Raw genomic sequence first — 26,077 nt, 5'->3', positions numbered from 1 at the left:
TACCCCTCGTCCCTTTGGGGTTGCGAGAACACGATGAAGCACTAACTTGTGTAAATTTGATTGAATTGTATAGATTTAGTTAAGTTTATCGTATCGGATAAAATGCACTTAGAATATCGACTTAATGATGAAACGAAAGGGTATCCTGCTTTATGGAACTACGCAAATATTTCTAATTCTGAAATCATCGCACGCATGACTTGTGAATATTTTATAAAAGATAAACATACATATGTTGTTACTGCAACTTCAGTAGATCCAGACGGAACAGCAGTTATATATATTCAACAAGAAACCTTTTCTAACGATCCTTCAGATCCTACTTACTTCCACATCGGTTTTGAAATTAGAGAGCTAAAGGATACGAGTTCAAACTTGATTGAAAGTAAAGATGTATGGAACTATGAAGAAATTTTGCCATCTCTTCATTCAGATATTATATATATTAAGCGTGACGGCATGCATATGGAGTTCACTTTAGATTCAAGAGAGATTGATGAAGATAGAAAGTGCTATATTTATTATGGAAACTTCACAGGTGAATCGAGGTAAAGTGAAACTTTAATCAGTGGGGGTTTTCTTCATCCCCCACTGATTATCAGCCCTCACCAATCGGACTTTTATGGGCAGCCCGCTCCCCACCTAACTTCTTTGCTTTCGCTGAATTTGGAGGTGGAGGTCTTACTGCCCATTAAAGCGGGATAACATGAATATATGAATGCAACAAAAAAACCTTACGTATAAAACGTAAGGTTTTTATTTAGCCCCACATATGCCGTTCTCTCTAGATGTCCATAAACCTGCTCTCACAGGTGGATGCTCTCACAAATGTTTGTAACTTCCTTCTTAAAAAGATGGCATGTTAGCTACATTTAAATATTGAACTTCCATATTAAACTTATTGGTTTAAGACATACATAAGCTACGTACACCGTAGGAATTTTATATAATGTTAGTTGAAATAAGACCCCCGCACGTGCCGCTCCTCGTAAATGTCCAAAAACCCGCTACTCGCAGGTGGATGCCCTCACAGTTACCGTACATCTTCCTCCACTGGGAAGGCTTGATGATGGTCGCTAAATATTGAGCTTCCGTATAACTAACATCGGTTTTAAACATAAATAAGTTACGTACACCGCAGGATGTATTATTTACTTGTCGTTATATTATCACATTGTTTCCAATGTGTAAAATACAAAGTTTTTCGAGCAATTTCTTGCTTGTGACCTTATTTTAATACAAATTATTTTTGCATGCAAGTGATTAATCTTCTTCTTTTGCAATTTGATTTTCTGGGTAAGAAATCCAATCACTCCAGCTACCTGCATACAATTTAACATTTTGGAATCCAGCTAATTTCAATGCAAGGATATTTGGACATGCTGTAACGCCAGAACCACAATACACAATTGTTTCCTTATCTTTCGAAAGATTTTGGAATCGCTCTTGTTGCCCAGCTTCATTCTTAAACTGTCCTGATTGGACAATTCCATCCTTCCAAAAATAGTTTACTGCTGTCGGAATATGCCCTGCTTTTGGATCAACTAGTTCCTCTACACCAGCATACCGTTTTGGCTCTCTAGAATCAATTAACGTAATATCTGCACCTGCATGAATATTCTCTCTCACCGTTTCCATCGTTACAAGCATATGATCCTGTATATTTGCTTTGAATGCTTTTCGTTTAGCAACAAGAACTTCCGTTGTTATCGGTAGTCCATTCTCTTTCCAAGCTGGAAACCCGCCATCTAATATATATACTTTTTCATGTCCTACATAGTTTAATAACCACCAGAGACGAGAAGCATTTGCACCCGCTTGACTGTCATATGCAATTACTGTCGTATGTTCATCAATACCAGCCCCCGAAAGCTTGTCTGCAAACTCCTCAATATTCGGCAATGGATGGCGACCACCATGTTCTGCTACAGGACTTGATAAATCTAAATTTAAATCAAAATATAACGCATGAAGAATATGTTCTTCCTCATACTTTTCTCTACCCCAATTAGGATTCGCTAAATCAAAACGACAATCGATTATACGGACATTCTCATCTTCTATATGCTCACGTAACCATTCGACTGTAACTATCATCTTTAACGACCTTCTTTCTCTTGCAAACGACTTACATACTCCATAACCATTTCTTCTGTAACATATTTACGCTGCAAGGTAACACCATTTTTTGCAAGATCATTAATTTGCTTTGTTACAACATTAATGACATCAACCGAAAATTCTTTCCCATTTGACGCAAGAGATACGGCTGCTTCAATAGCTGCTTCACGCTGCGCATCTAATTGTAAACATGCTTTTACACTTTCATTTTGTTTACGAGAATGTGCTGTAATTGCTTTATGTACTTCCATCTTCTCTTCCCCCTAAATAAGTTATACGTTCTGATTCAATTCCATTGCAAGCCGAATCATATCACGGCATACAATCCCATTTTCAATAATCTCTTCTTCATAATGCTTCGAAAAGTAATCAAAATCAATAGAAAAAATACGAAATCCACATTTTTGATATAAAGCAAGCTGTGAAACACTAGAATTGCCTGTACCAATTTCAATCTTGAACATACCAGATTCCTTAGCTGTTTCTATAGCATGACTTACTAGCTTCTTTCCAATACCTTTTCCTTGCATATGCTCTACAACCGCAATATTCATAATTTCCATCGTCTTCGGCCTTGTTTCCAAAAGAACATATACACCGATAACGCTGTCCCCTTGCTTAGCTACGTATGTTAACCCTCTAGGTACATATGTAGCTATTTGCCGTTCACTTGGATCAGCAAGTAGTAATAAAGACTTTGGTATAGCTTCTTTTGAAATACACTCTATTACAACTGACATAAAAATTCCCCCTCCTCTATTGTTCTAATCCCTCCTTGTCTACCATAAGTAATAGAAAGGAGGGATTCACCATGGACAACAATGAGAAAAAATGCAACGTCATCTCTATTGATGGAAAGAAGAAGAAAAGCGACACATATTCCTATCCAAAATTAGTAGTCGAAAACAAAACGTACGAATTTTCTTCATTCGTCTTATGCGGTGAAACACCAGACGGCAGACGACTCGTTCTTACTCATATGATTTCTACTGATGAATTTGCAGGGTTTGTAAAATCTTTAGATACTGTACTGCAAAAGAAAATTGAACGAATCTTTTTCTCATAACGACTATATAACATAAATTTCTTTTTCAATCTCTACTAACTGCTTTTGTAATTGTTCTTTACTTTGTTCATATAGAGATACATCAATCGTTTCAGCCAGTGCAAACAATATACTTTCATAATAGTTCATCACATCTTGCTGCATCACTTTTTGGAATAAGTTCCATTTCAAATCCCACTCTTGCTTATAATGATGAATAAATAAATCTTTTTCATCAGCTACATAGTTTGATACGAAAGGCTCTAATACAACTTTAGCGTCTTCTTGCATGAAAGCTTTATCATTTTTTTCAAAAAAGCTTTTTTCATTTTTAAAATGTGCCAGTGCTTTTTTGAAATCTTTTATTTCAACCGAAGGGAACGGTTCTTTATGTGTAATATCTTTATATTCATACTCCACTGTTCCACTCATTGAAATTGATTCATTTTCTACTTTACAGTTCACTACAATTTCATTCTTTGCACGCTTCATCGCTTCATCTATCCACTTTTCAAGGCGTAATGATGTCGCACGCATTTCTTGTAATAAATCATGCTGAATGAATGCTACTAATTCCATAACGCACTGTTGCAACTGCGTTTTCACATTTCCATCTGTTCGAAGTGACGCCGGATTAATAAATTCAGTAAACACATCGTTATAGCGTAGGAATAGACGCTGTTGCACGTAATAAAGCAACTCTTTCACTTCATTTTGCATCGCCTGTTCTTCAGCAAGCACACTATATGATGAAATGATATGAAGTAGTTGATCACGCTCTGCTTCATATTTTTTCGTTTGCTTCTCTTTCTCTTCATTCCCCTGCTTTGCACCATTTATCATGTTGACTAAAAGCTGATCCGCCCCTTGCAATGCACCATATAAAGCATGCACAGAAACAAGCATTAAATCTCTCATCATAAAGGAAGTAAATGATTCCTCAAACTTAGTAATCCCAGAGTTTTGTAAAATACCATACTTCTCTTTTTCAACATTCTTCCCTTGTTTTTCTTCAAGCGCACATAAACTTGAAATTGCAAATAAACGCGGATTTCTAATACCATATTGCAGTAGCTGATCTGCAATATAGCCTTTTACCATTTCAAGTTCTTCTTCAGACTCTGCTAAATCGGCTGCATTAATTAAGAAGAACATTTTATCTAGAGCAAACGTATCCTTTACACGACCAAGCTGAATTAAAAATTCACGGTCAGCACGAGAGAACACATGGTTATAATATGTTACAAATAAAATAGCATCTGCATTTTTAATATATTGGAATGCAACATCCGTATGGCGAGCATTAATAGAATCTGCTCCAGGTGTGTCTACAAGCGCTACTCCCTGCCTTGTTAAAGCACAATCATAATAAAGTTCCATATACTCAACGAAACATGATTTCTCTTCATTTGCTACATAATCAGAGAACTCTTCTAATGTAACTTGTACTTGTTCTCCTAAACGCGCAGAAACCGCATCATACCCTTTTTGTACCGCTCGTAAAAAGCTAAATGTTGTTTTTTGCTTTCCACTTGGTGAAGGATATTTCATAACTTTATCAATTTGTGCTAACGCTTCATCTAACGTAGTAATCTCATAATGAAACAGCTTATAAACAGCTTTCATATCTTCTAATAGAGCTTGCTTTGATTTAAATTGAACGATTACTGTTCCGTGCGGTTTTTCCTCTGTAACCGGCAAAATTTGATTAATTGTTGCCGTCGTCGGGTTTGGTGATACAGGAAGTACTTTCTCACCAAGTAATGCATTGGCAAATGATGATTTCCCAGCACTAAATGCCCCAAATAACGCTACTGTAAATTGTTTCGTTTCCACACGTCTTCTTTTTTCTATTACCTCTTGCTGTACATGTTTTAGTGCAGGTAATGGCTCTAATATCGTTTCAGCTTTTTTCACTTTCTCAAGAATACGCTGAATATTTAATACCGCAGTTCCTTTCAGCTCTTCCTCAAGAACTAGTACGTTATCACTTACAATTTCTTGCTCTTGTAGTGTGAATTTCTCACTAACAATTTGCTTTTCACTTTGCAATATCTCATCTATTTGCAATCCTTCAGGCGTAGCAACACGATCGTGCCAAACATTTTGTAAATAGCCTTCATATCCCTCGAAATTGTTACTGTATTGTAATTGTGTTTCTTTCGCCGTTTGCAACATCGTATATTTTTCTATCTCTTCTTCAATACGAGCAACTTCTTCCTTCACCTTTTGCTTTAAAACAACTGCACTTTTATCAAAAATTTGCTGTGCTTTTGTAAAATAACGTTTCTTCAGCTCATTCGCTACATCCGCTGTATAAAGAAGTAAGTAATCACCTGTGAAACCTGCACCTTGTTTAATGACTTCAGCCAACATTTCTGGTCCGAAAGCAATTTCTAAAGCATATATGTCTTTCCCAATTTCCTCAGTAAACAATCCTTCTTCTTTTAAGAAGGTAACAATAAATTCTTTCACATGGAAATCAAGTTGCGTTTCAACAGTCTTTTGTAAGGCAGAATAAAAAGCATCTAAACGTCTCTGTTTCTCTTGCTCCGTCTTTCCTTTCGCAAATAGCAAACCGACCTTAAACTTAGTTAATTTCGTTTCTAAATACGCATTTGCCAATTCTCTCATTTCAAATGGCATTAAATACGCGTTATCTAATATAGCTTGTAAACCTTTTATAAATTCGTTTCTCACATGAGATTCTTTACTCGCCTCACGATTTTTCGTTTCCGTTAACTCTGTCTTCTTTTCAACTACCTCTGCAATCGATAATGGTGATGCTAACTCTTCCTCGTATTTCAAAAGGTCTTTTTCATTTTCAGAAAGAATAAACGAGAAATGTTCTCCCATTAAATATTCTGTTTCTCGCTCCATTCCAACCATTACATACTGCGCTTTTTCTTCCATAATAGAAGTAATTAATGTTTCTAAATTTCCAATTTCATTATGTGGATGGTTCATCATTCGTAATGACGTATAATAAACACCATCTACTTCAATATCCCAGTTAGAGAACGATTGTTTTACACTATCTTTATAGTTCTCAAACGATAATTCATTTTCTTTATGTTTATCTATTTGATTTACAACGAGATAAACCGTTTTATTACGTTGTTTCAATTCTTTAACAAATTGCAAATTCACTTCCGATTGGACGTGGTTATAATCCATCATATAAAAAATGACATCCGCTAAATGAAGTGTCGATTCTGTCGCTAGTTGATGGGCATCATCTGTTGAATCAATCCCGGGTGTATCAACTAACATAACTCCTTCAGGAATTGGCGCATCGTTACGATAAATATGAACACCAATTACCTCATCACCGTCTTTACAAATTTGTTTTAATTCTTCGGCTGAATATGCACCGTCATATTCGTACTGTTCTCCAGATTTAATCGTTATAACAACACGATCCATTCCTTTTTCAATTTTGACAACGTTAGCGCTTGTCGGAATTGGACTTGTCGGTAATAACTGCGCTTTATATAGATGATTCATCATCGTTGATTTCCCTGCAGAGAAGTGACCGCAGAACGCTATCATAAGCTGCTCTTGTTTATATTTTTGAATCACTTCAAACAACTTTAAGCTATTCTCTGCATCGCCGTGTTTCTGCCACTCTTCATAAAAACAAACAAGTTTTTTCATACCGTTTGTCTGTACTATGTTTGTCATCCCCTTGTTCCCCTTTATCCAAGATGTATATACTTTTTCTCGCTATTTGCGAGCTAATAATCATTGGAAGATGCATCTCTCCACTGATTACAGTTTCACTTTACTATCATACTAAATTTTCAGCATATTCTCATTAAAAATAAAAAATCCCTTTCATTCTTTTTACAAATGAAAGGGATTTTATGTCATATCACTCATTTTGCTGTTCCTACTCCATTTAAAACATACTTAGCAATAACTGCATATACAGCGACTGTACCTGCTACTAATGCATATACCATACTGATGCACCAACCTTTTTTGATAATGATTATCAATTTTAAATATATTCTATCATTAAAGAGAATCATTATCAACACTTTTCATAAAAAAAAGCCCCTTATAGGAAGGAGCTTTACCGCCTGTTTTGAAGAAGGTTAAAACTTGTTGTGCACTCTTATTATATCTCATCCTACATAACTTAACAGTTAAAAAAATTGGAAATATACCCTGTACCCTCCATCTTACATTTTGTATAATAAAAGGGAATTACTTAACAAGGAGGGAAAAAATGACACAAAATCTTACACAAGGTGAGAGGATACACTCCATCGATATTATTAGAGGAATAGCTGTACTCGGTATTTTTCTTGTTAACTGGCCTGTTATCGCCGGGGTTGACTCACGTGATATTACAGGGATTTACGAAGGGATAGACAGCTATATTCGCCTATTTTACGATATGTTTATTCAAACGAAATTTTATACAATCTTTTCGTTTTTATTCGGATTAGGTTTTTATATTTTTATGAATCGTGCTGAGGCGAAAACAGATTGCCCAAAAACTTTGTTTGTTCGCCGCTTACTTATTTTATTATTACTCGGTTCCTTACATTATGTTCTTTTATGGGACGGTGACATTTTACATACTTATGCAATTACCGGGTTTTTCTTATTTTTATTTTACAAGAGCAAGCCACGTACTATTTTAATATGGTCAATTGTACTATTAAGTTTCATGCAATTGTTCACATTATTAGGTTCTCTTTTCATGTTATTAGTTCCGGTAGATGAACTAGGCCTTTCCGCAGCCATTATGCCGTTAGAAAACTGGGGCTTACAAATTACAGACAGATTCCATTCTTTCTATTCTGAAGCAATAAGTAACAGTCTTATTATGCTTCCTGAAACACTAGGATTGTTTTTACTCGGATTATATGCCGGTAAAAAAGACATCTTCCGCCGTGCTAAAGAATTAGATCCAAAGCTTAAAAAATGGCAAATCATTATGTTCATTTTAACATTACCGATGTGGTTTATTATGGTTTACTTCTTTATGAACAATCAACCATACACACCATTTTCACTTATGGGTATTACGATGATAAGCGGAAAAACATTATTCATCTTCTACATTGTCACGCTAATGCGTTTATTACAAAAAGAAAAATGGCAAACATTATTACGCCCATTCCAATACGTTGGCCGAATGGCATTAACAAATTACATCTCGCATACAATTGTTACATTACTTGTATTCGGGCTATTGTTCAAAAATGATTATCTTGCTCCATTATGGCTTGGACCACTATTTTGTATTAGTTTCTACACGTTACAAATCTTTATTAGCCGCTGGTGGCTTTCACATTACCAATACGGGCCACTTGAGTACATTTGGCGTCTTGGTACTTACGGGAAAATGATGCCACTTAAAAAGAAAAGCAAGGTCTCATAACGAGACCTTGCTTTTTTACGCTTCTCTTACTGCACTTTGCATAGACACTGGCTCTTCTTTTACTTTCACTTTGCGCTGCGGCACCATATTAAATACAATATTTAAAAGTACTGCTGACGCACTTCCAAGTACAATTCCGTTATCTGTTAAAATACGAATGCTTTCTGGAAGTTGTGAGAATAATGTAGGAACGACTGTTACCCCAAGCCCGATTCCGACAGAACATGCAACAATTAATAAATTTTCTTGTCTTCCAAAATCAACACTACTTAACATTTTAATACCATATGCCATAACCATACCGAACATCGCTAACATCGCACCGCCAAGTACTGATTTCGGAATAATCGTTGTAATAGCTGCAATTTTAGGAATGAACCCAAGAACGATTAACATACCACCGCAAGTATAAATAATAACTCGATTTCTTACTCCAGTTAATTGAACAAGTCCTACGTTTTGAGAGTAAGTTGTATATGGAAATGCGTTGAAAATACCACCTAATACCATCGCTAATCCTTCTGCGCGATAACCTTTTGTTAATTCTTTTTCACCAATCTTTTTATTGCAAATATCAGATAATGCAAAGTATACACCTGTTGCTTCTACAATCCCTACACAAGCAACGAGAATCATCGTAATAATTGGTGTTAATTCAAATGTTGGAGTACCGAAGTAAAATGGTTGAATACCGTGGAACCAATCAGCTTCTCCAACTGCTTGCAAACTTACTTTCCCCATAAACGCTGCAACGATTGTACCGAACAATAGACCTAGTAAAATAGAAATTGAACGAATAAAACCATCAAAGAAGCGATACATAATAATAATAAATAATAATACACCAAATGCTAACGCTAAGTTTTCAAGACTACCGAAATCCTTGCTTCCTACTCCTCCAGCCATATCATTAATAGCGGCTGGAACAAGTGTAACTCCAATTACTGTAACAACAGATCCTGTTACAACCGGCGGGAAAAGCTTTACAAGTTTCCCGAATAGCTTTGCAAAAATAACAACGAATAATCCAGCAGCAATAATCGCTCCATAAATAGAAGACACGCCGTATTGTTTTCCAATTGCAATCATCGGTCCAACAGCTGTAAATGTACAACCAAGTACAACGGGAAGTCCAATACCGAAAAAGCGATTCGATAATGCTTGTAAAATTGTCGCAACGCCGCACATTAATAAATCAATTGAGACTAAATATGTTAACTCTTTTTGATTTAAGCCAAGTCCGCCGCCTACAATAAGCGGAACGATAATTGCACCCGCATACATCGCAAGCATATGCTGCATACCAAGCGATGCGATTTTAAATGGATGTTGCTTCATCGCTTATTTCACCTCCGCAGTTTCTTGCTGTACAAATGTAACTGTGCCGTTATCAAGTGATGCAATTTCTGCTAGTGATTCAACACGAACGCCTTGTTCACGAAGCTTCTTTCCTCCATCTTGAAATGCTTTTTCAATAACAATTCCAATTCCTGCAATGCTTGCTCCAGCTTGCTCTACTAAACTCATTAAACCTAAAGCAGCCTGCCCGTTTGCTAAAAAGTCATCGATGATTAATACACGATCATTTTCATCAATATGAGTTCGAGATAGTGAAATTTCATTTGTTTCTTGTTTCGTAAATGAATATACGTTTGCAACGTACATATTATCTTGTAACGTTAACGATTTACGTTTTCTTGCAAAGATTACTTTTACACCAAGCTCTAATGCAGCCATAACAGCTGGTGCAATGCCTGAAGATTCAATCGTCACGATTTTTGTAATGTTATCTTCTTTAAAACGTTTAGCAAATTCTTTTCCGATTTCTTGCATAAGTACTGGATCAATTTGGTGATTTAAAAATGCATCCACCTTTAATACATCACCAGATAAAACCTTTCCTTCGTTTAAAATTTTTTCTTGTAATACTTTCATGTTTGTTCCCCCTCTTATGCAATAAAAAAACTCCAAAAGCCGCCACCACTCGTTACAAGTGAGAGACGTGCTTTTGGAGTTTCGCAAAAAAAGAATGCTTAACAAGCAAATATATTCGTCCTCACTCATAGTCAAAGTATTTACGGTACTTCGGTAGAAACTTGCAGGCCATATCCCCGCGATTATATGAGTGTAGCTAACTATTTATTTTATAGAAGGATTATAACGCACTTTTTATACTTTGAAAAGCATTTATTAACAAAACACGTACAAATTTTATAAAAATATCATTTTCGTTCGAGTTTTGTAAACTCTTACATGTCAGATTAAAGCTTCGTTAAAATGACTGGTCCATCTTTTGTAATCGCAATTGTATGCTCGTATTGAGCTGATAATTTCCCGTCCATCGTTCGTGCAGTCCATCCATTTAAATCTACTTTAGAATATCGCATCCCCACATTTACAATCGGTTCAATTGTAATTACCATACCTTCTTGCAGCTTAGGCCCTTGTCCTGGCTTTCCAAAATGAAAAATTGCTGGTTCTTCATGAATCTCTTTACCAATTCCATGCCCCGTAAAGTCTCTTGCAACAGAAAAACCTTCATTAGATACATAACTTTCAATTGCATAACCAATATCTCCTACATGATTACCAATTATCGCCTGATCAATTCCTTTATATAAAGCACTCTCAGCCACTAGCAATAACCTCTTTGCTTCGTCAGAAACATCCCCTACTATATACGTCCATGCAGAATCTGAGAGCGCACCATTTAAGTTTACTACCATATCAATTGTGACAACATCTCCCTCATTTAAAGGAACATCGGCCGGAAACCCATGACACATTTCATCGTTTACAGACGCACATATCGCATATGGATACCCGTTGTAACCTTTCTGCTCAGATGTTGCACCATGCTTTTCTAAATAAGCTTCAACAAACGTCTCAATTTCTTGTGTTGTTATTCCTGGTTTCATCATTTTTCCAATTTCTCTATGACATGAAGCAAGTAATTTCCCTGATTCATGCATCAAATCTATTTCATTTTTCGTTTTAATTGTAATCATTCTACCTCTACCTTTCCTTGCTAAACCTACTGTTTACTACTAAAATTCTATCATACACATCTTCTTCCAAAATTTCAAAATCAAATAAAAATACAGAAGGGCCCCCTTCTGTTTCTTAATCATTTTTACATATATAATTCATTTTCAAAAACTCAAAACAACTACCATTTGTTTTCTGTATAAACGTCCCAACCGCTTCAAATCCCGCTCTTTTATACACTTTAATCGCTCTCTCATTAAATGTCGCTACTGATAACGTTATATAATTGCAACCATATTTTTCTTTACTAAAATCTAATCCAGCTTTTACAAACTTTAACCCTAACCCATTTCCAGTTATATCAGGTCTCATTCCGAGCCCTATATCAACCGTTCTATTATTTATTTTACAAAAACTAAAGAATCCAATGAGAGTACTATTTTCCTTCACAACATATATATCATCTCCTCTACTCTCATCATGTAAAAACTCAGCTAAATCTTCTGCATCTTCCTCTATATCATAAAAAGAATACTTCCCTTCATAATACCAGTTGTGCGCAATTTCTTCTGCTTCCTTTTGCGTCATTACTGTAAAAGCATATCCCATTACTACACTCCCCTTTCAAAAGAAAAAAGCTGCAATTAAGCAGCTCTTTTTTTACAACTCATAAATCTCTTTATATTTCGCTTCTAAATAATCGGCTAAGTAGTTTGCGTTTAAGCCTTCACCTGTTACATCTTCTAAAATTTCAAGCGGCTTTTTCGTTTTACCATATTGGTGAATATGCTCTGTTAACCATTCACGAATTGGCGTTACGTTTCCTTCTTCTAATAATGCATCGAAGTTTGAAATATCTTTTAACATACTTTGCTTAAATTGCGCTGCATACATGTAACCAAGCGCATAAGATGGGAAGTATCCAAATGAGCCACCAGCCCAGTGAACATCTTGCAATACACCTTGTGCATCATTTTCTGGACGAATTCCTAAATATGCTTCCATCTTATCATTCCAAGCTGCTGGTAAGTCCTTCACTTGTAATGTGCCATCAAATAATTCTTTCTCAAGCTCATAACGAACCATAACATGAAGCGGGTATGTAAGCTCATCTGCTTCTATACGAATGAATGACGGCTTCGATTCATTAATTGCATCATAAAACTCATCGACTGACATATCATCAAATTGACCATCGCTATACTCTTTTAATAAATCATAATTTTTCTTCCAGAATGATTTATTACGGCCGATAAAGTTCTCAAAGAATAATGATTGTGATTCGTGAATACCCATAGATGTACCACTGCAAAGCGGTGTACCTTCAAATTGTTCTGCGATGTTTTGTTCATATACTGCATGACCACATTCATGAATTGTTCCAAACACAGCCATACGGAAATCTTTTTCATCATAGCGTGTCGTAATACGAACATCCCCTCTATTTAAGGTAATTTCGAAAGGATGTACTGTTTCATCAAGACGACCTGCTTCAAAGTCATAATTCAATTGCTTTAATAGTTCTAATGTAAAGTTCTTTTGTTTTTCTTTTGAAAATTGTTCCGATAAAGCACTTGTTTTTAATCCTTTTTTAGACTCAGAGATTTCTTTTACAAGCGGCACGATGCGCTCACGAAGTTGACCAAATACGTGATCTAACACTTCTACTGTAATACCTGGCTCATACATGTCTAATAATGTATTGTATTTATATGTTTCGTAACCCCAATATGTAATAAATTTCTTTTTAAATTCAACAATTTTTTCTAAGTACGGGCGGAACATTTCGAAATCAGATTTTTCACGAGCTTCTTCCCACACACTCTCTGCTTTCGCTTCTAATTTCACATAAGCCTCGTATTCAGCTTGTGGAATTTTTTTATTTCTATCATATTCTTTACGGCACTCTTCAACCATTTTCTTCGTCGTTTCAGAAAGTTTATCTTCTCGTACTAAAGCTTCAAGCTCTGTTAAATAGTTTCCCATCTCATCTGAAGTCGACATAGCAAACACTTCTGACGAAAGCATGCCAATTACTTCTGAACGCTGATCTACACCTTTTTTTGGTGCACCTGTTCTTAAATCCCAAAACATTAAACTTAATGCTTCTCCGTAATTCTGTATCTTCTTTACGTATGTTAAAAATTGTTTTTCTACTTCATATGTAGCAACTGTCATCGTATAATAAGCCTCCTTTTTCTACCTCAAACTTAATTCGACACGGAAACATAAATTCCTTTTATAATAGAAAAAAAGCTTGGCAAGCGCCAAGCTTTCTCCTTATAATTCTTTACCTTCTACTGGCAGTACATTTTTCACAGCTGCAACTACTTTCTCATCTTCTGAATCAGATAAGAAAATCGATATAGCACCCTTATCTTCACTTGTACGAATTAAACGCCCAATCCCTTGACGAAGTCGTAAAATCATATATGGTACATCTACATCCCAGAACGGATCATTTACGTGCTTACGTTTCGCTTCAAACACAGGATCGTTTGGAGGGAATGGTAATGACCAAATAATAACGTGTGATAATGATGAACCAGGAATATCTAAACCTTCCCATAAATGAACCGCACAAAGTACAGTCTCTTCTTCATTTTGGAAACGAGAAACGAGCTGGCTAATTTCCTGATCTCCTTCATATAAGAACGGAACCGACATTTGCTCTTTACTTACATATTCTTTGAACGCTGCAAGCTCTTGCGTTGTACGGAATAATACAAGCGTACGTCCATTTGTTTTTTGTATATTTTCAAGTGTATATTGACACTTTCTTTCCCATTCATTTTCTTTCGTGTGCGATAGTAAGTTTACTGCCATTTGCTCTTCGTAATCAAACGGTGAAGCAACTGAGAATGATAAGTAATCTTTTACCCCTAGGCTATTAGCTGTAAACGCGAATGAATCGTTGTTCGATAATGTCGCAGAAGAGAAAATATACGGAATTTGCTTCGAGAATACTTTCTCTTGTAATACTTCTTCAACTGCACGTGGCATAATAACTAACGTGAAGGCACCATCACCTTCTTCACCCCAAGTAATTACATTTTTCTCGTGCATAAACAGACGAAGTGAATGTTCTAATACATCTAAATGCTCATCAACAATATTTAAATCATATGTGTTTACTGTATGCATTTCACTTTCGAATACTAATGCATCTCCAACTTCACCGATTTTTGCATAAAGTCGTTTCGCTTCAGCTGTTACTTTTTCCGTCACAGTAATTTCTAAACGATCTGAACCGGCAATTTCTTTTTTGTTTTCTTGTAACACATCAAAGAATCGCTCTGTTTGCCAAATTGTTTCTTCTACTAAATGTGCAAACTCTTCACGAATATCGTTTTGTAATAATCTCGTTAAAAGTTGCTCCATCATCGTTTGCTTTAAACGGTACGTTAACGCTTTTTGAGCTGCATACTCTACAAGATGTCCTTCATCGAATACAACGCAGCTACTTTCTGGTAATAATGGAATTTGTCCTTCACGTTTACGAGCATCGTATGTCCAAATATGATCCATATAGAAATCTTGAGAACAAATAATTAAATCTGCTGCTTTACGATAATGTTCACGAGAAAGAGTTTGACCACAGCGATGACGTGAATCACAAGTAAAGCAATCCTGGAAGTAATCCCAGTTTACTCTTGACCATTCCTCGTCATTTAAAAGTGGAAATTCTTTTCGGTCACCATAGTGAGTAAAGTTTTGCATCGTACCATGATCAAACACGAATTGTGGTAATTCATAATATAGGTCTTCAATTACTTCTGGAGCTCGTCCACTCATAACATCTTCTAATTTTCGTAAACATAAATAATTATCCATTGATTTCGCAAGTCTTACATCAACTGATAAGCCTAATGCTTCAGATAATTTAGCAATGTCTCCTTCTTCTTTTACAAGCTGCTCAATTAACGTTTCATCTGCACAAGCGATAATCGCTGGTTTTCCAGTATAACGCGCGTAGCAAATTGCATATAGAAGATATACAATTGTTTTCCCTGTTCCTACACCCGCTTCCGCGAACATAACTTTCTTTTCTTGGAAAGCACGTTCTAACTGAAACGCCATAAAAATTTGTTCATCTCGCTCTTCAAAGCCTTTTTCCGGAAGGATGTCGTAAAACACATCTCCAATCCACTCATTCAACTTATCGTAAAAATTATCTTGTTTTCCTACTTCAAATGGTAATCTCTTCTCAGTAAACATCCTTAGCCTCCAACCAAAAAGTTTTTCTATAAAATGATATAGCAACTGCTACACATATGTGCGCAACCACTTTCCCCTGTTGCAATACATAGAAATTCACGAAAAAAAATTTTCCTTTCGAAAAAGGAAAATTTTCTTCTATATTAATGACTTTAAATACCGTTTATCAATTGCCGTTTCATGTGAAAGAGCTGACAAATATTCTTCTTGTGCTTTTTGTATTTCATCTACAATCGCACCTTGACTATCCACTTCTTTTCCGAGCTCATCATACGTACGGTGAATAGCTTTTTGAATCATTGATAATTGGAAACTATCCATATCACTTCCTCCTTTACGCATTACATAATAGCCAGTATATGCGCGGTGGAGGAGTTTTATACTATGAATTACGCGGTGGACGTTTTCCGAAGTATTGGTAGTAATCTGTACGGATAAATCCGTTAAACAGCTTACGCTTCTTCGACGCATCTTTTCCGTAACACTTCTCAAATGCTTCGTAACTTGTTAATACATATGCTGACCATGTATCTAATGGGCGGAATACTTGTCCCATTTCTTTATACAATTGTTCAACAAGTGCTTTTTCACTTAAACGTTCTCCGTATGGAGGATTCGTTACAACGTAGCCATAATCCTCTTTTGTTGTGAAATCTTTTACTTGCATTTGTTTAAATGTAATTAAATCACTTAAACCTACTTCTTCTGCGTTATCTTGAGCAACTCGAATCATACGATGATCAATATCTGAACCAATGATTTGTAATCGTTGATCATAGTTCGCTAAATCTTCAGCTTCTTGACGCGCTTCACGCCAGTTTTGTTTACCTACCCAGCCCCACTCATCTGATGCGAAACCACGGTTAAATCCTGGTGCAATGTTTTGTCCAATTAATGCTGCTTCAATCGGAATTGTACCTGATCCACAAAATGGATCAACAAATGGACGATCTGGCTTCCAGTTTGTTAATTTAATTAAAGAGGCAGCTAATGTTTCTTTTAAAGGAGCTTCCCCTTGATCCATACGGTATCCACGTTTATGAAGTCCAACACCACTCGCATCAATTGTTAATGTTGCAATATCTTTGAGCATTGCAATCTCAATACGGAATAACGGACCATCTTCTTCAAACCAAGTTGTACGTTTATATGTTGTTTTTAATTTTTCAACGACAGCTTTTTTAACGATACGTTGGCAATCCGAAACACTGAATAATTCAGATTTTAAAGATTTACCGATAACAGGGAACTCACCATTCTCAGGAATATAATCTCCCCAGTTTAATGCTTTCGTTTTTTCAAACAGCTCATCAAATGTTGTTGCTTTAAATTCGCCAACTTTAATTTTCACACGGTCCGCAGTACGTAACCATAAATTCGTACGACAAATCGCCTTTTCATCTGCTTCAAATGTTACTTTGCTGTTTTCTACTTGACATTCATAACCAAGATCGCGAACTTCTCGGGCAACTAACGCTTCAATACCCATTGCCGCTGTTGCAATTAAAGTAACTTTTCCCATTTACATTCACCTCTTATGTATATTCAAACAATAATTAATAGCAACTGATCCTATTAATCATTACATTTTACGAAAAATTTTCTCATTAACCATTTTAACTCATACTTTATAACTTCATACAAATAAAAAGCCCTCCTCTAACAAAGGAGAGCTGAGTTATTTCATAGTTGGTTCATAACGTTCTGTAAGCCATGTTCTGTTCCTTTGTACTGCAAACGGCCCACGCCTCGTACTCCGGTGGCAATCATCTATCTACAGGTTATAAAACCTGTCCTTTCCCGTCGTTCATTTCCTTGGGAAAGATTCCCCTACCATTATTTGGGTTTCTCGCTCGTGGGGTTTACCTCGTTCCACTCCTATCATTTCTTCAAGGACTTCGTCACTGTGGCACTTTAAAGGTAGTCAAACCATATCCGAAAGGACTTAGGTTTTTTCCCTGCCGTTAAACCAGCCTTACAGCCAGAATACCCTAGCTTATGAATTGGCTAGGCACGAACACTACAGCCATCTCAGGCCGTGCGAGCATGGACTTTCCTCTACAACGTTGGCGTTGCAGCGATTACCCAAACGTTATGACATCCATTAGTATAGTGGAAACAAAAAGATTTTGCAATGTTTTTTTCTATGTAAAATGCTTTAACCTTTTTACCACCTTACATCATTCGTATAACTTACTTCCAAATACAGCTTTTTCTAAGTTAGATAAGCGTTTTAAAATATCCGTATTCGTGTTGTTATAGACCGGTTGTGCAACTGGTGTTTGTACAGGTTGCTGTGGAACTTGCGTTACTGCTAGTTTTTGTTCCTCTAATTCACGCTTTAAACGAGCATTTTGTTGCTTTAATTGCTCAAATTCCTTGTGGAAAGCTTCATAGTCTTTAATGATCATATCAAGAAACTTGTCTACTTCTTCTTGCTGATAACCTCTCATACCTGTTTTAAATTCTTTTTCTAAAATATCTTTCGCCGTTAATTTAATTTTATCCGAAATCATTTTCTTCACCTCAAATTTTTACCAAAACTTTCATTAACTAAATTTTTTCAGAAACAATGCTTTTTGTCAATCATATATACGAGCACTATATTACATATTACTCTGCATTATTCCACTGTTCCTCTTCTATTATATCTTGTAAATCAGAAAAAAGAATGAAATAACTGTGATAATTTTCTATTTCTCCTTTTTTCTTTGCTGCTTCTACAATATATTTGGGACTTCCTGGTTTTTCTTCATCGTATACAGCTAAAAGCGCATCACTTTTTTCAATAAAAAATTGATTTTTTAATTTAAATTGCTCTGGGCTTTCATACTTCCGTTTCGTGATACTATCAATATGGTCTGCTTGAGAGAGAATAAATTCGTAATATTCACGATTATCTTCCTTCCAATTTTCTTCTTGTTCTAAAAATGGAGTGAATACCGCTAATTTTAAATCTGGATATTCTACTTGAATTTCAAAAACAACTTCAGCAGCCCATAATTCTACTCCTAATTGGCCGCTTATTATGACCCACTCTAAACCATCTTCTACCAAAGCAGTTAATTTACGACGCAGTGCCTTTTTTATACATTCTACTCCTGGATGATCATTTTTAAATATTCCAAGTTCAAATGGCTTATATCCTGTTACTGCAATAACTTTCATATCAACACTCCAATTACAAAAAAAGAACTAGCATTTCGCTAGTTCTAACATATCATTTACTTTTTAAATATTCCACCAACGTTTGGTCCGATATTTGGACCTATTGGCGATACATTGTTTGGTAAAAATGGTGATACATTTGGTCCTGGTCCAAACGGTGACACATTCGGTCCTGGTCCAAATGGAGAAATTTGATGTCCGTGGTGGTGGTGATGATGGCCATGGCCACACGGTCCACATCCGCCACCAAATCCTGGATCGATTGGGTCCACAACATTTACATTTGAATTTGTTTGCGGGAAGAAGTTTTGGTTTTTAATTTGTTGATGGTGTACATGTGTTGTATGCGTTGGGAAAATGTGTGGCACCACCGTTGTTGAAAAAGAGTGTGTTACGCATTGTTTCGTCGGATGAATGACAGGAGCAGTCGTACAAATAGGTCCTGTAGGCTTATGCCCTCCAAAGCAAGGATGACAATGATGCATAGTTTTTTCTCTCCTCTCTCATTAAAAAAATCTGATTACACTTTACAATATGAGAAAAGGAGTAAAGCCGCTTGTTATATATACCCATTTATTTCATGGAAATTTGTCTAGTACTTTACTTCATACATAATATTTTTTCTGGACAAACATATCATTCTACTTCCCGAAAAATCCTCCCACTTGCTTTACAATACCTGTCACTTGATTCATCGCATTCATCATTTGTCCAGCTGTATTCATCATTTTATTTACATCATAGTTACCATCTGATGTTTTAAATTGTGAAACAAAACTAGAAAACTGACTTGGCTGTTGTTGCTTTTGTTTATTCTGCGTTGGGTACGGTTGTTTCGGTGGATAAAACATCGCTTGTTGATTCGCATAGGGAGATGGTGGCGGCATATAATACTGCGAATCAACATAAGGCTGCTGTTGTTGATTCATGTATGGTTGCTGAGGTTGTTGAGCTTGATTTACATAAGGCTGCTGTTGTGGTTGTTGCGTTTGATTCACATAGGGCTGCTGTTGTGATTGCTGCGTTTGATTCATAAATGACACTTCAAACGGTTGATAATAACTTTGATTTCCATAATAAGGCTCGAAAGGATACATATTATACCGTAAATATGTATCCGTATTATATTGGTACATATTTTGCTGTGCATATGGATTCGTTTGCTGATATACGTTAGATTGTTGAAACATGCATTCTCTCCTCCTTTACATAAGTTTCTACATATATAATATGTACCTATAAAATAATATGTGTGATGGAGTATCTGTCTATTTTTGTCGGAAGTTTAAATTTTTAAAAAATTAAAAAAGAAAACCCTTCCATGCTATGATAATTAAGAAGAAGATTCTCATGGGGGAGGAATCAACATGGTATTAGGGGATTTAAAACAAGCGTTTTCTCAAAAAAAGGGGTATTGCACAGAGAATGCAAATGAATTATTAGACTTTGCGAGACATTGGTATCTCGAAGGAAAAATATGCATATCAGATTATCGAACATTAATAAAAGAATTAGAAATAAACGGCGCAACAAAACCTACAACAATGACAGAAGCATAAAAATAACAAGAGGGTTCTCCCTCTTGTTATTTACATTGGTCAACTATATTTTGCAAAGTATACGAAATGGCTTGATGTGTTTCAAAGAATCGTTTACCTTTACCTTTATTTACAAAGCATTGTAACACATTCGTTTGTAAATTATCGTATACTTGATCAATTTGCTGTACATGTATATACTTTGGCTTTTCTTCTTTAATCCACGTATAAGCTAATTCTTTCCACTTCTTTAATTCCTCATCTACCATGTCTACAAACGGTTTCATATCCTTATAAAAGTCGTATTCGATCAGTTCTCTTTTTTTTACATTCGCTTCATTATTATACTGCATGAGTTTTTCTGAAGACTGTATTAATGCTTCATTCTTCATTTCTTTCCCACCTTATTATGCACTCACTACGACGTTTTGAAATGTCTTTATCCAATTCCCTTTTTCTTCGTGATGCACTAATTTATTTTCCATATGTTCAATATGCATTTCTGTTATTTCTATCTTATTGCATATTTTTTCACTCGCATCCTTTAATGCATGATTCATTCTAATCCCTATATTCATTTCCAGCAAATCGAGAGAACTTAACATTTGATCCATTCTTTTCATTACATCTTCCTTCTGAACCATCGCCATATATAAAACGCCCCCTTCTTTGCTTTTCCTTTGTCATGTAATTTCGCCGAATGATTTATCACTCCTGCCCACCTGACAAAACTAGTTGTTATTCGTCAAAGAAATCATTTCGTATGTCATTTATAGAAATGGTAACAATACAAAAAGGAGGTGTATTACAATGGCAAAGAACAAAAATGAAAAAAAGAAAAACCAAAACAAACAACAAAATAAACCCGAGACTGGCAATCCAAAGCTAGATGGTCCAAACTTCCCTGCTACATAAAGCGAGACTTTATTACGAACAGTTAAATTTCAAGTCGTCTTTAATCTCCTACTAGCATTATGGTTTTGGATTAAAGTCTTAGCGCACACAGCAGGATTATTTCAAATTAAGAAGTCCCGTCTTCAAAATAGAAGACGGGACTTCTTTTTTATTATATCATGAACTCATCTATCCTTTTAACAAAACGATTTACGATAGATATCCTATAGATTTGCTCCCTCTTTCTTCTATACCATTCCGTTATATTCACTTCCCCTTTAGGCTCTTCAAGTACAAATAGCACATTCATTTTCATATTTGCACAAAACCAATCTCTCATTTTTATTTCTTCATGTAAAACAACAGGATAAACATCTCTAAGTGCTGGCGTACAAGATTTTCTAGTTTCCTTTGAGTAAACTTCATAGTCTTCTCTAGACCCAGTATGTGTAGTTTGCAATGCAAACTTATAAAACGAACCATTATAAATTGGATGAAACAATAACCATGCTAATTTTTTCCCCAGTTCTATACGCTGTTGTAACGTTTCAAATTGATAAACCGAAAATCCATACATTCTCCCTTCAATTGTTGGGAAAATAACTGCACTAATATGAAATCTTTCTTGTACTTTAAAAAGTGCAGTATGGAATACATGTTTTTTAAAATATGTGTTCTCAATGACTGGTTTTTGAATTTTATTTTGTTCATTTATAATAAGCGCTGTCATTAGCCTATTCATATCTCTTCTCTCCCAGAAAAGTAACCATTCTTTTTCCATAAAAATTGATACGCTGAAATATTGCAACAAATGAAAGAGAGGTTCACCTCTTTTCTTACTTTCCTCATACAATAATAGCTGAGGAAATGCATCTAAGAAAATAATCCAATTAGCCTGTTCGTACAGAAGAAATAAATGTTTTTTTACCGTTTTAGGTAAAACAGTAGCATAATATCTCCCTTCTAAATCCGTCATATTCCAGCCTGCATTCCTAGAAACCATACTCGCTAAAAAAGACCAACGAATTTCACTATTTCTTAAATAATATTCTTGATAATATTGTGTCCGAGAAATATTGTCCACATTAGCTATTTCTGTTTTCTTTTTAATATTGTAAATGATTGCTTCTTCTTCCTCTGTACAAAACTTTTTTTCTCGATTTTGTTTAATTTTCTTATAATCATTCCATGTAAACATGAATAAGTCATCATACCTTTCATCAAAAAGGTCACATCTTTTTTCATTTTTTGGTATAATCACCTTTGTAAGTAATTCTTAGCAAGTTGGGAGTGGACACACTATGACCATTCGTTACCCAAATGGAAAAAGGTATAATCAAGCTTCACAACCTCAAAAAACACCTATAAAAACACATACTTATAGTAATAGAGGTATGTCCCTTGAAGAGGAATTAAATGAAACAAATCAATATTACTTAACCCATAATATTGCATGTGTACATAAAAAACCTACACCTCTTCAAATTGTAAAAGTAGATTACCCCGCTCGAAGTGCTGCAGTGGTAAAAGAAGCGTATTTTAAACAACCTTCTACAACAGATTACAACGGTGTATACAAAGGGAAATACATCGATTTTGAAGCGAAAGAAACAAAAAACAAAACTAGTTTCCCACTTCAAAACTTCCACCTTCATCAAATTGAACATATGAAGCAAGTGGTTGCTCATGATGGAATTGCATTTGTTATTATTAAATTTACACTTTTTGATGAATTTTATTTATTAGATGCAAAACATATTATTGCATTTTGGAATCGTCAAAATACTGGTGGACGCAAGTCGATTACGAAAGAAGAAATAGAAGAGCATGGATCCTTATTATCATGCGGTTATCACCCTCGGATTGATTATATCCGTGTACTAGACACGGTTTATTTTTCGTGATAGAGTCATCACTAAGGCTCTTTTTTCGACTTTTGGGGGAGAGAATGAAAGGTAGGAGAAAGTATAATGTCAGATAATTATCGTTCTCGTACAGAACGAAATCATGTGAAAAATCAAGAGAAAGAAACACATAAAGAAGAAAAACCAAAGAAAAAAGGCTCCTTTTTTAAGAAATTTCTTATAGGTTGTCTACTTCTTGGTATCGTTGGTCTCGTAGCTGGCGTTTCCGCTTTCTTTGTTATGGTAAAGGATGCTCCAAAATTAGATAAAGCCAAACTTGTTAATCCTTTATCAACAAAGTTTCTTGATAAAAACGGGAATTTCTTCTATGAATACGGTGCTGAAAAACGAACACACGTTACTTATGATCAAATTCCAAAAGTAGTTGAAAATGCATTCCTTGCGACTGAGGATTCACGTTTCTATGATCATAGTGGAATTGATTTAAAACGAACTACAAAAGCAGTTATGGAAAATGTCACTGGTGGTTTCGGTTCCCAAGGTGGTAGTACGATTACACAGCAAGTCGTTAAAAACTATTTTCTAACGATGGACAAAACTGCTAAGAGAAAAGTACAAGAATGGTACTTATCTTACAAATTAGAGCAACAATACTCTAAACACGAAATTTTAGAAATGTACTTAAATAAGATTAATTTAGGTAACCGTTCATACGGTATTGCGACAGCAGCGCAAAAATATTATGGTAAAGATTTAAAAGATTTACAATTACATGAAGCTGCAATGCTCGCTGGTTTACCCCAAGGCCCTAACATTTATGATCCAACAAAAAAGGAAAATGTTGAACGAGCAACAAATCGTCGTAATGTTGTATTATCATTAATGAATCGACATGGTTATATAACGAAAGAAGAAATGAATAACGCAGTTAAGATTCCAGTAACAGAGGGTCTTCAACCATCTTCAGAAGTAACCGAGATGAAGTATCAAGCATTTTTAGATGCTGTTGTAAAAGAAGTTGAAAAAGAATACCCGGATATAAATATCGGTTCAGATGGTTTAACGATTCATACAACACTTGATCAAGATGCTCAAGATTACGCTGACAAAATTATGGATGGCAACCTTATTCAGTACCCAGACGATCAATTCCAAGGATCATTCGTATTTATGGATACACAGTCTGGAGAAGTTCGAGCAATTGGTGCTGGGCGTAAAGAAAGTAAGTCTACTTTCAAAGGTCATAATATGGCAACTGATTTAAAACGCCAAGTTGGTTCAACAATGAAACCGATTTTCGACTACGGTCCAGCAATTGAGAATTTACAATGGTCTACATACCATCAATTAAACGACTCAGAGTATACGTATTCCAACGGTAAAAAAATACGAAATGCAACAAAAAGTTATAAAGGTGACGTTTCACTACGTGAAGCTTTGAAAAAATCATTAAACATCCCGGCTTTAAAGACAGCACAAACAGTTGGTCTTAATAAGTCACAAGCATTTGCTGAAGGTTTAGGCATGACCTTTAAAGAGGGAAAAGTCTACGAATCAACAGCAATCGGTAGTAACGATAGTTCTCCATTAGAAGTAGCAGGTGCATATGCAACCTTTGGTAATGATGGTAACTATAATAAACCGCACTTCGTAAAAGAAGTAATCCTCAAGGATGGGAAAAAGAAAAGCTTTAAACCGAAAGAACAACGCGCAATGCAAGACTATACAGCCTACATGGTTACTGATGTTCTTCGTGACGTAGTAAAACCTGGTTCTGGTGGTACAGGTCCAACAGCGTATGTTGCAGGTGTCGACGTAGCAGGTAAAACAGGAACACAAAACTTTGATGAATCAGTTCTTCAAAAATATGATATCCCAGCTGATGCAAACAGAGATAGCTGGTTCGCTGGCTATACACCACAATATACAATGGCTGTTTGGACAGGTTACGAAAAAGATGGTCCGAAAAATTACGTTAGTGATCGCTCCACTAGAATTGCACAGCAAATGTTCCAAGTAATGATGAGCAAATTCGCTACTGATAAATCGCGCTTTGAACGTCCTTCTTCTGTACAAGACATAAACGGAGAGTTATACGTAAAAGGTGCGAAAAAAGATGCGATTAAACAAATTAAAGTAGATGCCCCTAGCGGTCTGAATGTCACTTTTGATGGCGCTAGCACAGTTACACTAAACTGGTCTGGACCAGCAGAAGTTGATGCATATGCAGCCAGCTATAAAGCTACTGACGGTTCAAGTGGTAGCCTATCAATAAGTGGTACGACAGCTACTCTTGGTGGTATTAAACCAGGTGTTACTTACAGCTTCTCTGTAGTAGCGAAAAAAGGTACTGGAACAAGCCCAGCAGTTGGTGCATCCTTCACTGCGCCTGGCGGAACTCCAGATGCTAAAAAAGCTGATGATGAGGCTAAGAAAAAGGCTGATGAGGAAGCTAAGAAAAAAGCTGATGAAGAAGCCCAGAAAAAGGCTAATGAAGATAAAGTAAAACAAGACGAAGCTAAGAAAAAAGCTGATGATGAGGCTAAGAAACAACAAGAACAGCAACAACAACAACAACAGCAAGAACAACAACGTAAACAGCAAGAAGAAGCTCAAAAGAAAGCCGCTGAGGAAGCTAGAAAAAAAGCTGAAGAAGAAGCTAAGAAAAAAGCTGATGATGAGGCCAAGAAGAAAGCTGAAGAAGAAGCCAAAAAGAAAGCTGAAGAAGAAGCTAAGAAACAACAAGAACAGCTGCACCAAAATATCGAAGGTGATACACCTCACGCAGACGGTACTGTTATTACAACAGAGTCCTAATAACAAAAAAAGAAGTCCGTTTCTC

27 protein-coding genes, 3 other RNA genes and 1 riboswitch are annotated in these 26,077 nt (G+C 35.8%); of the genes, 7 read left to right on the top strand and 23 right to left on the bottom strand.

Features of this window, described 5'->3' with window-relative positions:
- Positions 1-102: 102 nt before the first annotated feature.
- A complete protein-coding gene (locus COK05_RS23015) occupies positions 103-552 on the top strand; it encodes a hypothetical protein (protein WP_098614402.1) in 450 nt (149 codons plus the stop codon).
- Positions 553-759: 207 nt separating this feature from the next.
- Here COK05_RS23015 and ssrS (COK05_RS23010) read toward each other — a convergent pair.
- The 5 genes from ssrS (COK05_RS23010) to COK05_RS22990 all read right to left on the bottom strand — a co-directional run bounded on the left by ssrS (COK05_RS23010) (position 760) and on the right by COK05_RS22990 (position 2,861).
- Positions 760-943, bottom strand: a non-coding RNA gene (gene ssrS / locus COK05_RS23010) — 6S RNA.
- A gap of 21 nt (positions 944-964) precedes the next feature.
- Positions 965-1,147: non-coding RNA, 6S RNA (ssrS, locus tag COK05_RS23005), on the bottom strand.
- Positions 1,148-1,263: 116 nt separating this feature from the next.
- The gene (locus tag COK05_RS23000; protein WP_098614397.1) at positions 1,264-2,097 is read right to left on the bottom strand and encodes a sulfurtransferase; all 834 of its coding nucleotides are present in this window, start codon (positions 2,095-2,097) and stop codon (positions 1,264-1,266) included.
- Between the two features lie 2 nt (positions 2,098-2,099).
- Positions 2,100-2,372, bottom strand: coding sequence for a YpbS family protein (locus COK05_RS22995; protein WP_000451820.1), 273 nt, complete (start codon positions 2,370-2,372; stop codon positions 2,100-2,102).
- Positions 2,373-2,393: 21 nt separating this feature from the next.
- Entirely contained in the window at positions 2,394-2,861 is a 468-nt protein-coding gene (locus COK05_RS22990; protein ID WP_098614396.1) for a GNAT family N-acetyltransferase, read from the bottom strand.
- Between the two features lie 71 nt (positions 2,862-2,932).
- Here COK05_RS22990 and COK05_RS22985 point away from each other — a divergent pair, with 71 nt between their 5' ends.
- Positions 2,933-3,187, top strand: coding sequence for a DUF3931 domain-containing protein (locus tag COK05_RS22985; RefSeq protein WP_000369740.1), 255 nt, complete (start codon positions 2,933-2,935; stop codon positions 3,185-3,187).
- A gap of 3 nt (positions 3,188-3,190) precedes the next feature.
- Here COK05_RS22985 and COK05_RS22980 read toward each other — a convergent pair whose 3' ends face one another.
- Both COK05_RS22980 and COK05_RS31860 read right to left on the bottom strand, forming a co-directional pair.
- Positions 3,191-6,850 carry a dynamin family protein gene (locus tag COK05_RS22980; protein ID WP_098614395.1) on the bottom strand — a complete coding sequence of 1,220 codons (3,660 nt, stop codon included), beginning with the start codon at positions 6,848-6,850 and terminating at the stop codon, positions 3,191-3,193.
- A gap of 194 nt (positions 6,851-7,044) precedes the next feature.
- Positions 7,045-7,167 (bottom strand): hypothetical protein, encoded by a 123-nt coding sequence (locus COK05_RS31860; protein ID WP_255286971.1) that lies wholly within the window; start codon positions 7,165-7,167, stop codon positions 7,045-7,047.
- Positions 7,168-7,400: 233 nt separating this feature from the next.
- Between COK05_RS31860 and COK05_RS22970 the strand changes: the two genes are divergently transcribed.
- Positions 7,401-8,564 (top strand): DUF418 domain-containing protein, encoded by a 1,164-nt coding sequence (locus COK05_RS22970; RefSeq protein WP_098614393.1) that lies wholly within the window; start codon positions 7,401-7,403, stop codon positions 8,562-8,564.
- A 15-nt stretch (positions 8,565-8,579) separates the two neighbouring features.
- Here the strand turns inward: COK05_RS22970 and pbuX are convergent, their stop codons facing one another.
- From pbuX to COK05_RS22905, 13 genes are all read right to left on the bottom strand, one after another.
- The gene (gene pbuX, locus COK05_RS22965; protein ID WP_000809227.1) at positions 8,580-9,902 is read right to left on the bottom strand and encodes a xanthine permease PbuX; all 1,323 of its coding nucleotides are present in this window, start codon (positions 9,900-9,902) and stop codon (positions 8,580-8,582) included.
- Positions 9,903-9,905: 3 nt separating this feature from the next.
- Positions 9,906-10,499, bottom strand: a complete 594-nt coding sequence (locus tag COK05_RS22960) for a xanthine phosphoribosyltransferase (RefSeq protein WP_098614392.1) — start codon at positions 10,497-10,499, stop codon at positions 9,906-9,908.
- A 108-nt stretch (positions 10,500-10,607) separates the two neighbouring features.
- Positions 10,608-10,709: riboswitch (purine riboswitch) on the bottom strand.
- 116 nt (positions 10,710-10,825) lie between these two features.
- Positions 10,826-11,572, bottom strand: coding sequence for a type I methionyl aminopeptidase (locus COK05_RS22955; RefSeq protein ID WP_098614391.1), 747 nt, complete (start codon positions 11,570-11,572; stop codon positions 10,826-10,828).
- A gap of 115 nt (positions 11,573-11,687) precedes the next feature.
- Positions 11,688-12,161, bottom strand: coding sequence for a GNAT family N-acetyltransferase (locus tag COK05_RS22950; protein ID WP_098614390.1), 474 nt, complete (start codon positions 12,159-12,161; stop codon positions 11,688-11,690).
- Positions 12,162-12,212: 51 nt separating this feature from the next.
- Complete coding sequence (ypwA, locus tag COK05_RS22945; RefSeq protein WP_098614389.1) at positions 12,213-13,730, bottom strand: carboxypeptidase; 1,518 nt, start codon at positions 13,728-13,730, stop codon at positions 12,213-12,215.
- Between the two features lie 102 nt (positions 13,731-13,832).
- Entirely contained in the window at positions 13,833-15,770 is a 1,938-nt protein-coding gene (locus COK05_RS22940; protein ID WP_098614388.1) for an ATP-dependent DNA helicase, read from the bottom strand.
- 138 nt (positions 15,771-15,908) lie between these two features.
- Positions 15,909-16,091, bottom strand: a complete 183-nt coding sequence (locus COK05_RS22935) for a DUF3921 domain-containing protein (protein WP_000376895.1) — start codon at positions 16,089-16,091, stop codon at positions 15,909-15,911.
- A gap of 61 nt (positions 16,092-16,152) precedes the next feature.
- Entirely contained in the window at positions 16,153-17,292 is a 1,140-nt protein-coding gene (locus COK05_RS22930; RefSeq protein WP_000521227.1) for a THUMP domain-containing class I SAM-dependent RNA methyltransferase, read from the bottom strand.
- A gap of 180 nt (positions 17,293-17,472) precedes the next feature.
- Positions 17,473-17,863, bottom strand: an RNA gene (gene rnpB, locus COK05_RS22925) — RNase P RNA component class B.
- 87 nt (positions 17,864-17,950) lie between these two features.
- A complete protein-coding gene (gene gpsB / locus COK05_RS22920) occupies positions 17,951-18,286 on the bottom strand; it encodes a cell division regulator GpsB (protein WP_000622431.1) in 336 nt (111 codons plus the stop codon).
- Positions 18,287-18,383: 97 nt separating this feature from the next.
- Positions 18,384-18,938 carry a DUF1273 domain-containing protein gene (locus tag COK05_RS22915; protein WP_098614387.1) on the bottom strand — a complete coding sequence of 185 codons (555 nt, stop codon included), beginning with the start codon at positions 18,936-18,938 and terminating at the stop codon, positions 18,384-18,386.
- 56 nt (positions 18,939-18,994) lie between these two features.
- Positions 18,995-19,423 (bottom strand): CotD family spore coat protein, encoded by a 429-nt coding sequence (locus tag COK05_RS22910; protein WP_016084316.1) that lies wholly within the window; start codon positions 19,421-19,423, stop codon positions 18,995-18,997.
- A gap of 156 nt (positions 19,424-19,579) precedes the next feature.
- Positions 19,580-20,128 carry a YppG family protein gene (locus COK05_RS22905; protein WP_098614386.1) on the bottom strand — a complete coding sequence of 183 codons (549 nt, stop codon included), beginning with the start codon at positions 20,126-20,128 and terminating at the stop codon, positions 19,580-19,582.
- A 177-nt stretch (positions 20,129-20,305) separates the two neighbouring features.
- Between COK05_RS22905 and COK05_RS22900 the strand changes: the two genes are divergently transcribed.
- Positions 20,306-20,497: a YppF family protein gene (locus tag COK05_RS22900; protein WP_000242652.1), complete on the top strand. Its 192-nt coding sequence runs from the start codon at positions 20,306-20,308 to the stop codon at positions 20,495-20,497.
- Between the two features lie 26 nt (positions 20,498-20,523).
- On the opposite strand, the gene COK05_RS22895 is transcribed toward COK05_RS22900, so the two are convergent.
- On the bottom strand, positions 20,524-20,868 hold the full coding sequence (locus tag COK05_RS22895; protein WP_098614385.1) for a YppE family protein: 345 nt from the start codon (positions 20,866-20,868) through the stop codon (positions 20,524-20,526).
- Positions 20,869-20,883: 15 nt separating this feature from the next.
- A complete protein-coding gene (locus COK05_RS22890) occupies positions 20,884-21,126 on the bottom strand; it encodes a hypothetical protein (protein ID WP_141539223.1) in 243 nt (80 codons plus the stop codon).
- A gap of 85 nt (positions 21,127-21,211) precedes the next feature.
- Here COK05_RS22890 and COK05_RS32095 point away from each other — a divergent pair, with 85 nt between their 5' ends.
- Positions 21,212-21,391: a hypothetical protein gene (locus COK05_RS32095; protein ID WP_001987054.1), complete on the top strand. Its 180-nt coding sequence runs from the start codon at positions 21,212-21,214 to the stop codon at positions 21,389-21,391.
- Between the two features lie 151 nt (positions 21,392-21,542).
- On the opposite strand, the gene COK05_RS22880 is transcribed toward COK05_RS32095, so the two are convergent.
- Positions 21,543-22,568: a DUF2515 domain-containing protein gene (locus COK05_RS22880; protein ID WP_098614401.1), complete on the bottom strand. Its 1,026-nt coding sequence runs from the start codon at positions 22,566-22,568 to the stop codon at positions 21,543-21,545.
- A gap of 103 nt (positions 22,569-22,671) precedes the next feature.
- Between COK05_RS22880 and recU the strand changes: the two genes are divergently transcribed.
- Together recU and COK05_RS22870 are read left to right on the top strand one after the other, a co-directional pair.
- Positions 22,672-23,274 carry a Holliday junction resolvase RecU gene (recU, locus tag COK05_RS22875; protein ID WP_098614383.1) on the top strand — a complete coding sequence of 201 codons (603 nt, stop codon included), beginning with the start codon at positions 22,672-22,674 and terminating at the stop codon, positions 23,272-23,274.
- A 66-nt stretch (positions 23,275-23,340) separates the two neighbouring features.
- Complete coding sequence (locus COK05_RS22870; RefSeq protein ID WP_098614382.1) at positions 23,341-26,052, top strand: PBP1A family penicillin-binding protein; 2,712 nt, start codon at positions 23,341-23,343, stop codon at positions 26,050-26,052.
- The last annotated feature ends 25 nt before the right edge of the window (positions 26,053-26,077 follow it).

This window comes from Bacillus cereus (assembly GCF_002567495.1).
Taxonomy (GTDB): Bacteria; Bacillota; Bacilli; order Bacillales; family Bacillaceae_G; genus Bacillus_A; species Bacillus_A cereus_AQ.
Note: the sequence above shows the minus strand (reverse complement) of the source record. Positions and strands in the feature narration are given on the sequence as shown.

Excerpts from the sequence above, each read along its gene's own strand:
- COK05_RS23015 (WP_098614402.1), top strand. The coding sequence starts at position 103 with ATGCACTTAGAATATCGACTTAATGATGAAACGAAAGGGTATCCTGCT.
- COK05_RS23000 (WP_098614397.1), bottom strand. The coding sequence starts at position 2,097 with ATGATAGTTACAGTCGAATGGTTACGTGAGCATATAGAAGATGAGAAT.
- COK05_RS22995 (WP_000451820.1), bottom strand. The coding sequence starts at position 2,372 with ATGGAAGTACATAAAGCAATTACAGCACATTCTCGTAAACAAAATGAA.
- COK05_RS22990 (WP_098614396.1), bottom strand. The coding sequence starts at position 2,861 with ATGTCAGTTGTAATAGAGTGTATTTCAAAAGAAGCTATACCAAAGTCT.
- COK05_RS22985 (WP_000369740.1), top strand. The coding sequence starts at position 2,933 with ATGGACAACAATGAGAAAAAATGCAACGTCATCTCTATTGATGGAAAG.
- COK05_RS22980 (WP_098614395.1), bottom strand. The coding sequence starts at position 6,850 with ATGACAAACATAGTACAGACAAACGGTATGAAAAAACTTGTTTGTTTT.
- COK05_RS22970 (WP_098614393.1), top strand. The coding sequence starts at position 7,401 with ATGACACAAAATCTTACACAAGGTGAGAGGATACACTCCATCGATATT.
- pbuX (WP_000809227.1), bottom strand. The coding sequence starts at position 9,902 with ATGAAGCAACATCCATTTAAAATCGCATCGCTTGGTATGCAGCATATG.
- COK05_RS22960 (WP_098614392.1), bottom strand. The coding sequence starts at position 10,499 with ATGAAAGTATTACAAGAAAAAATTTTAAACGAAGGAAAGGTTTTATCT.
- COK05_RS22955 (WP_098614391.1), bottom strand. The coding sequence starts at position 11,572 with ATGATTACAATTAAAACGAAAAATGAAATAGATTTGATGCATGAATCA.
- COK05_RS22950 (WP_098614390.1), bottom strand. The coding sequence starts at position 12,161 with ATGGGATATGCTTTTACAGTAATGACGCAAAAGGAAGCAGAAGAAATT.
- ypwA (WP_098614389.1), bottom strand. The coding sequence starts at position 13,730 with ATGACAGTTGCTACATATGAAGTAGAAAAACAATTTTTAACATACGTA.
- COK05_RS22940 (WP_098614388.1), bottom strand. The coding sequence starts at position 15,770 with ATGTTTACTGAGAAGAGATTACCATTTGAAGTAGGAAAACAAGATAAT.
- COK05_RS22935 (WP_000376895.1), bottom strand. The coding sequence starts at position 16,091 with ATGGATAGTTTCCAATTATCAATGATTCAAAAAGCTATTCACCGTACG.
- COK05_RS22930 (WP_000521227.1), bottom strand. The coding sequence starts at position 17,292 with ATGGGAAAAGTTACTTTAATTGCAACAGCGGCAATGGGTATTGAAGCG.
- gpsB (WP_000622431.1), bottom strand. The coding sequence starts at position 18,286 with ATGATTTCGGATAAAATTAAATTAACGGCGAAAGATATTTTAGAAAAA.
- COK05_RS22915 (WP_098614387.1), bottom strand. The coding sequence starts at position 18,938 with ATGAAAGTTATTGCAGTAACAGGATATAAGCCATTTGAACTTGGAATA.
- COK05_RS22910 (WP_016084316.1), bottom strand. The coding sequence starts at position 19,423 with ATGCATCATTGTCATCCTTGCTTTGGAGGGCATAAGCCTACAGGACCT.
- COK05_RS22905 (WP_098614386.1), bottom strand. The coding sequence starts at position 20,128 with ATGTTTCAACAATCTAACGTATATCAGCAAACGAATCCATATGCACAG.
- COK05_RS22900 (WP_000242652.1), top strand. The coding sequence starts at position 20,306 with ATGGTATTAGGGGATTTAAAACAAGCGTTTTCTCAAAAAAAGGGGTAT.
- COK05_RS22895 (WP_098614385.1), bottom strand. The coding sequence starts at position 20,868 with ATGAAGAATGAAGCATTAATACAGTCTTCAGAAAAACTCATGCAGTAT.
- COK05_RS22890 (WP_141539223.1), bottom strand. The coding sequence starts at position 21,126 with ATGGCGATGGTTCAGAAGGAAGATGTAATGAAAAGAATGGATCAAATG.
- COK05_RS22880 (WP_098614401.1), bottom strand. The coding sequence starts at position 22,568 with ATGTTTACATGGAATGATTATAAGAAAATTAAACAAAATCGAGAAAAA.
- recU (WP_098614383.1), top strand. The coding sequence starts at position 22,672 with ATGACCATTCGTTACCCAAATGGAAAAAGGTATAATCAAGCTTCACAA.
- COK05_RS22870 (WP_098614382.1), top strand. The coding sequence starts at position 23,341 with ATGTCAGATAATTATCGTTCTCGTACAGAACGAAATCATGTGAAAAAT.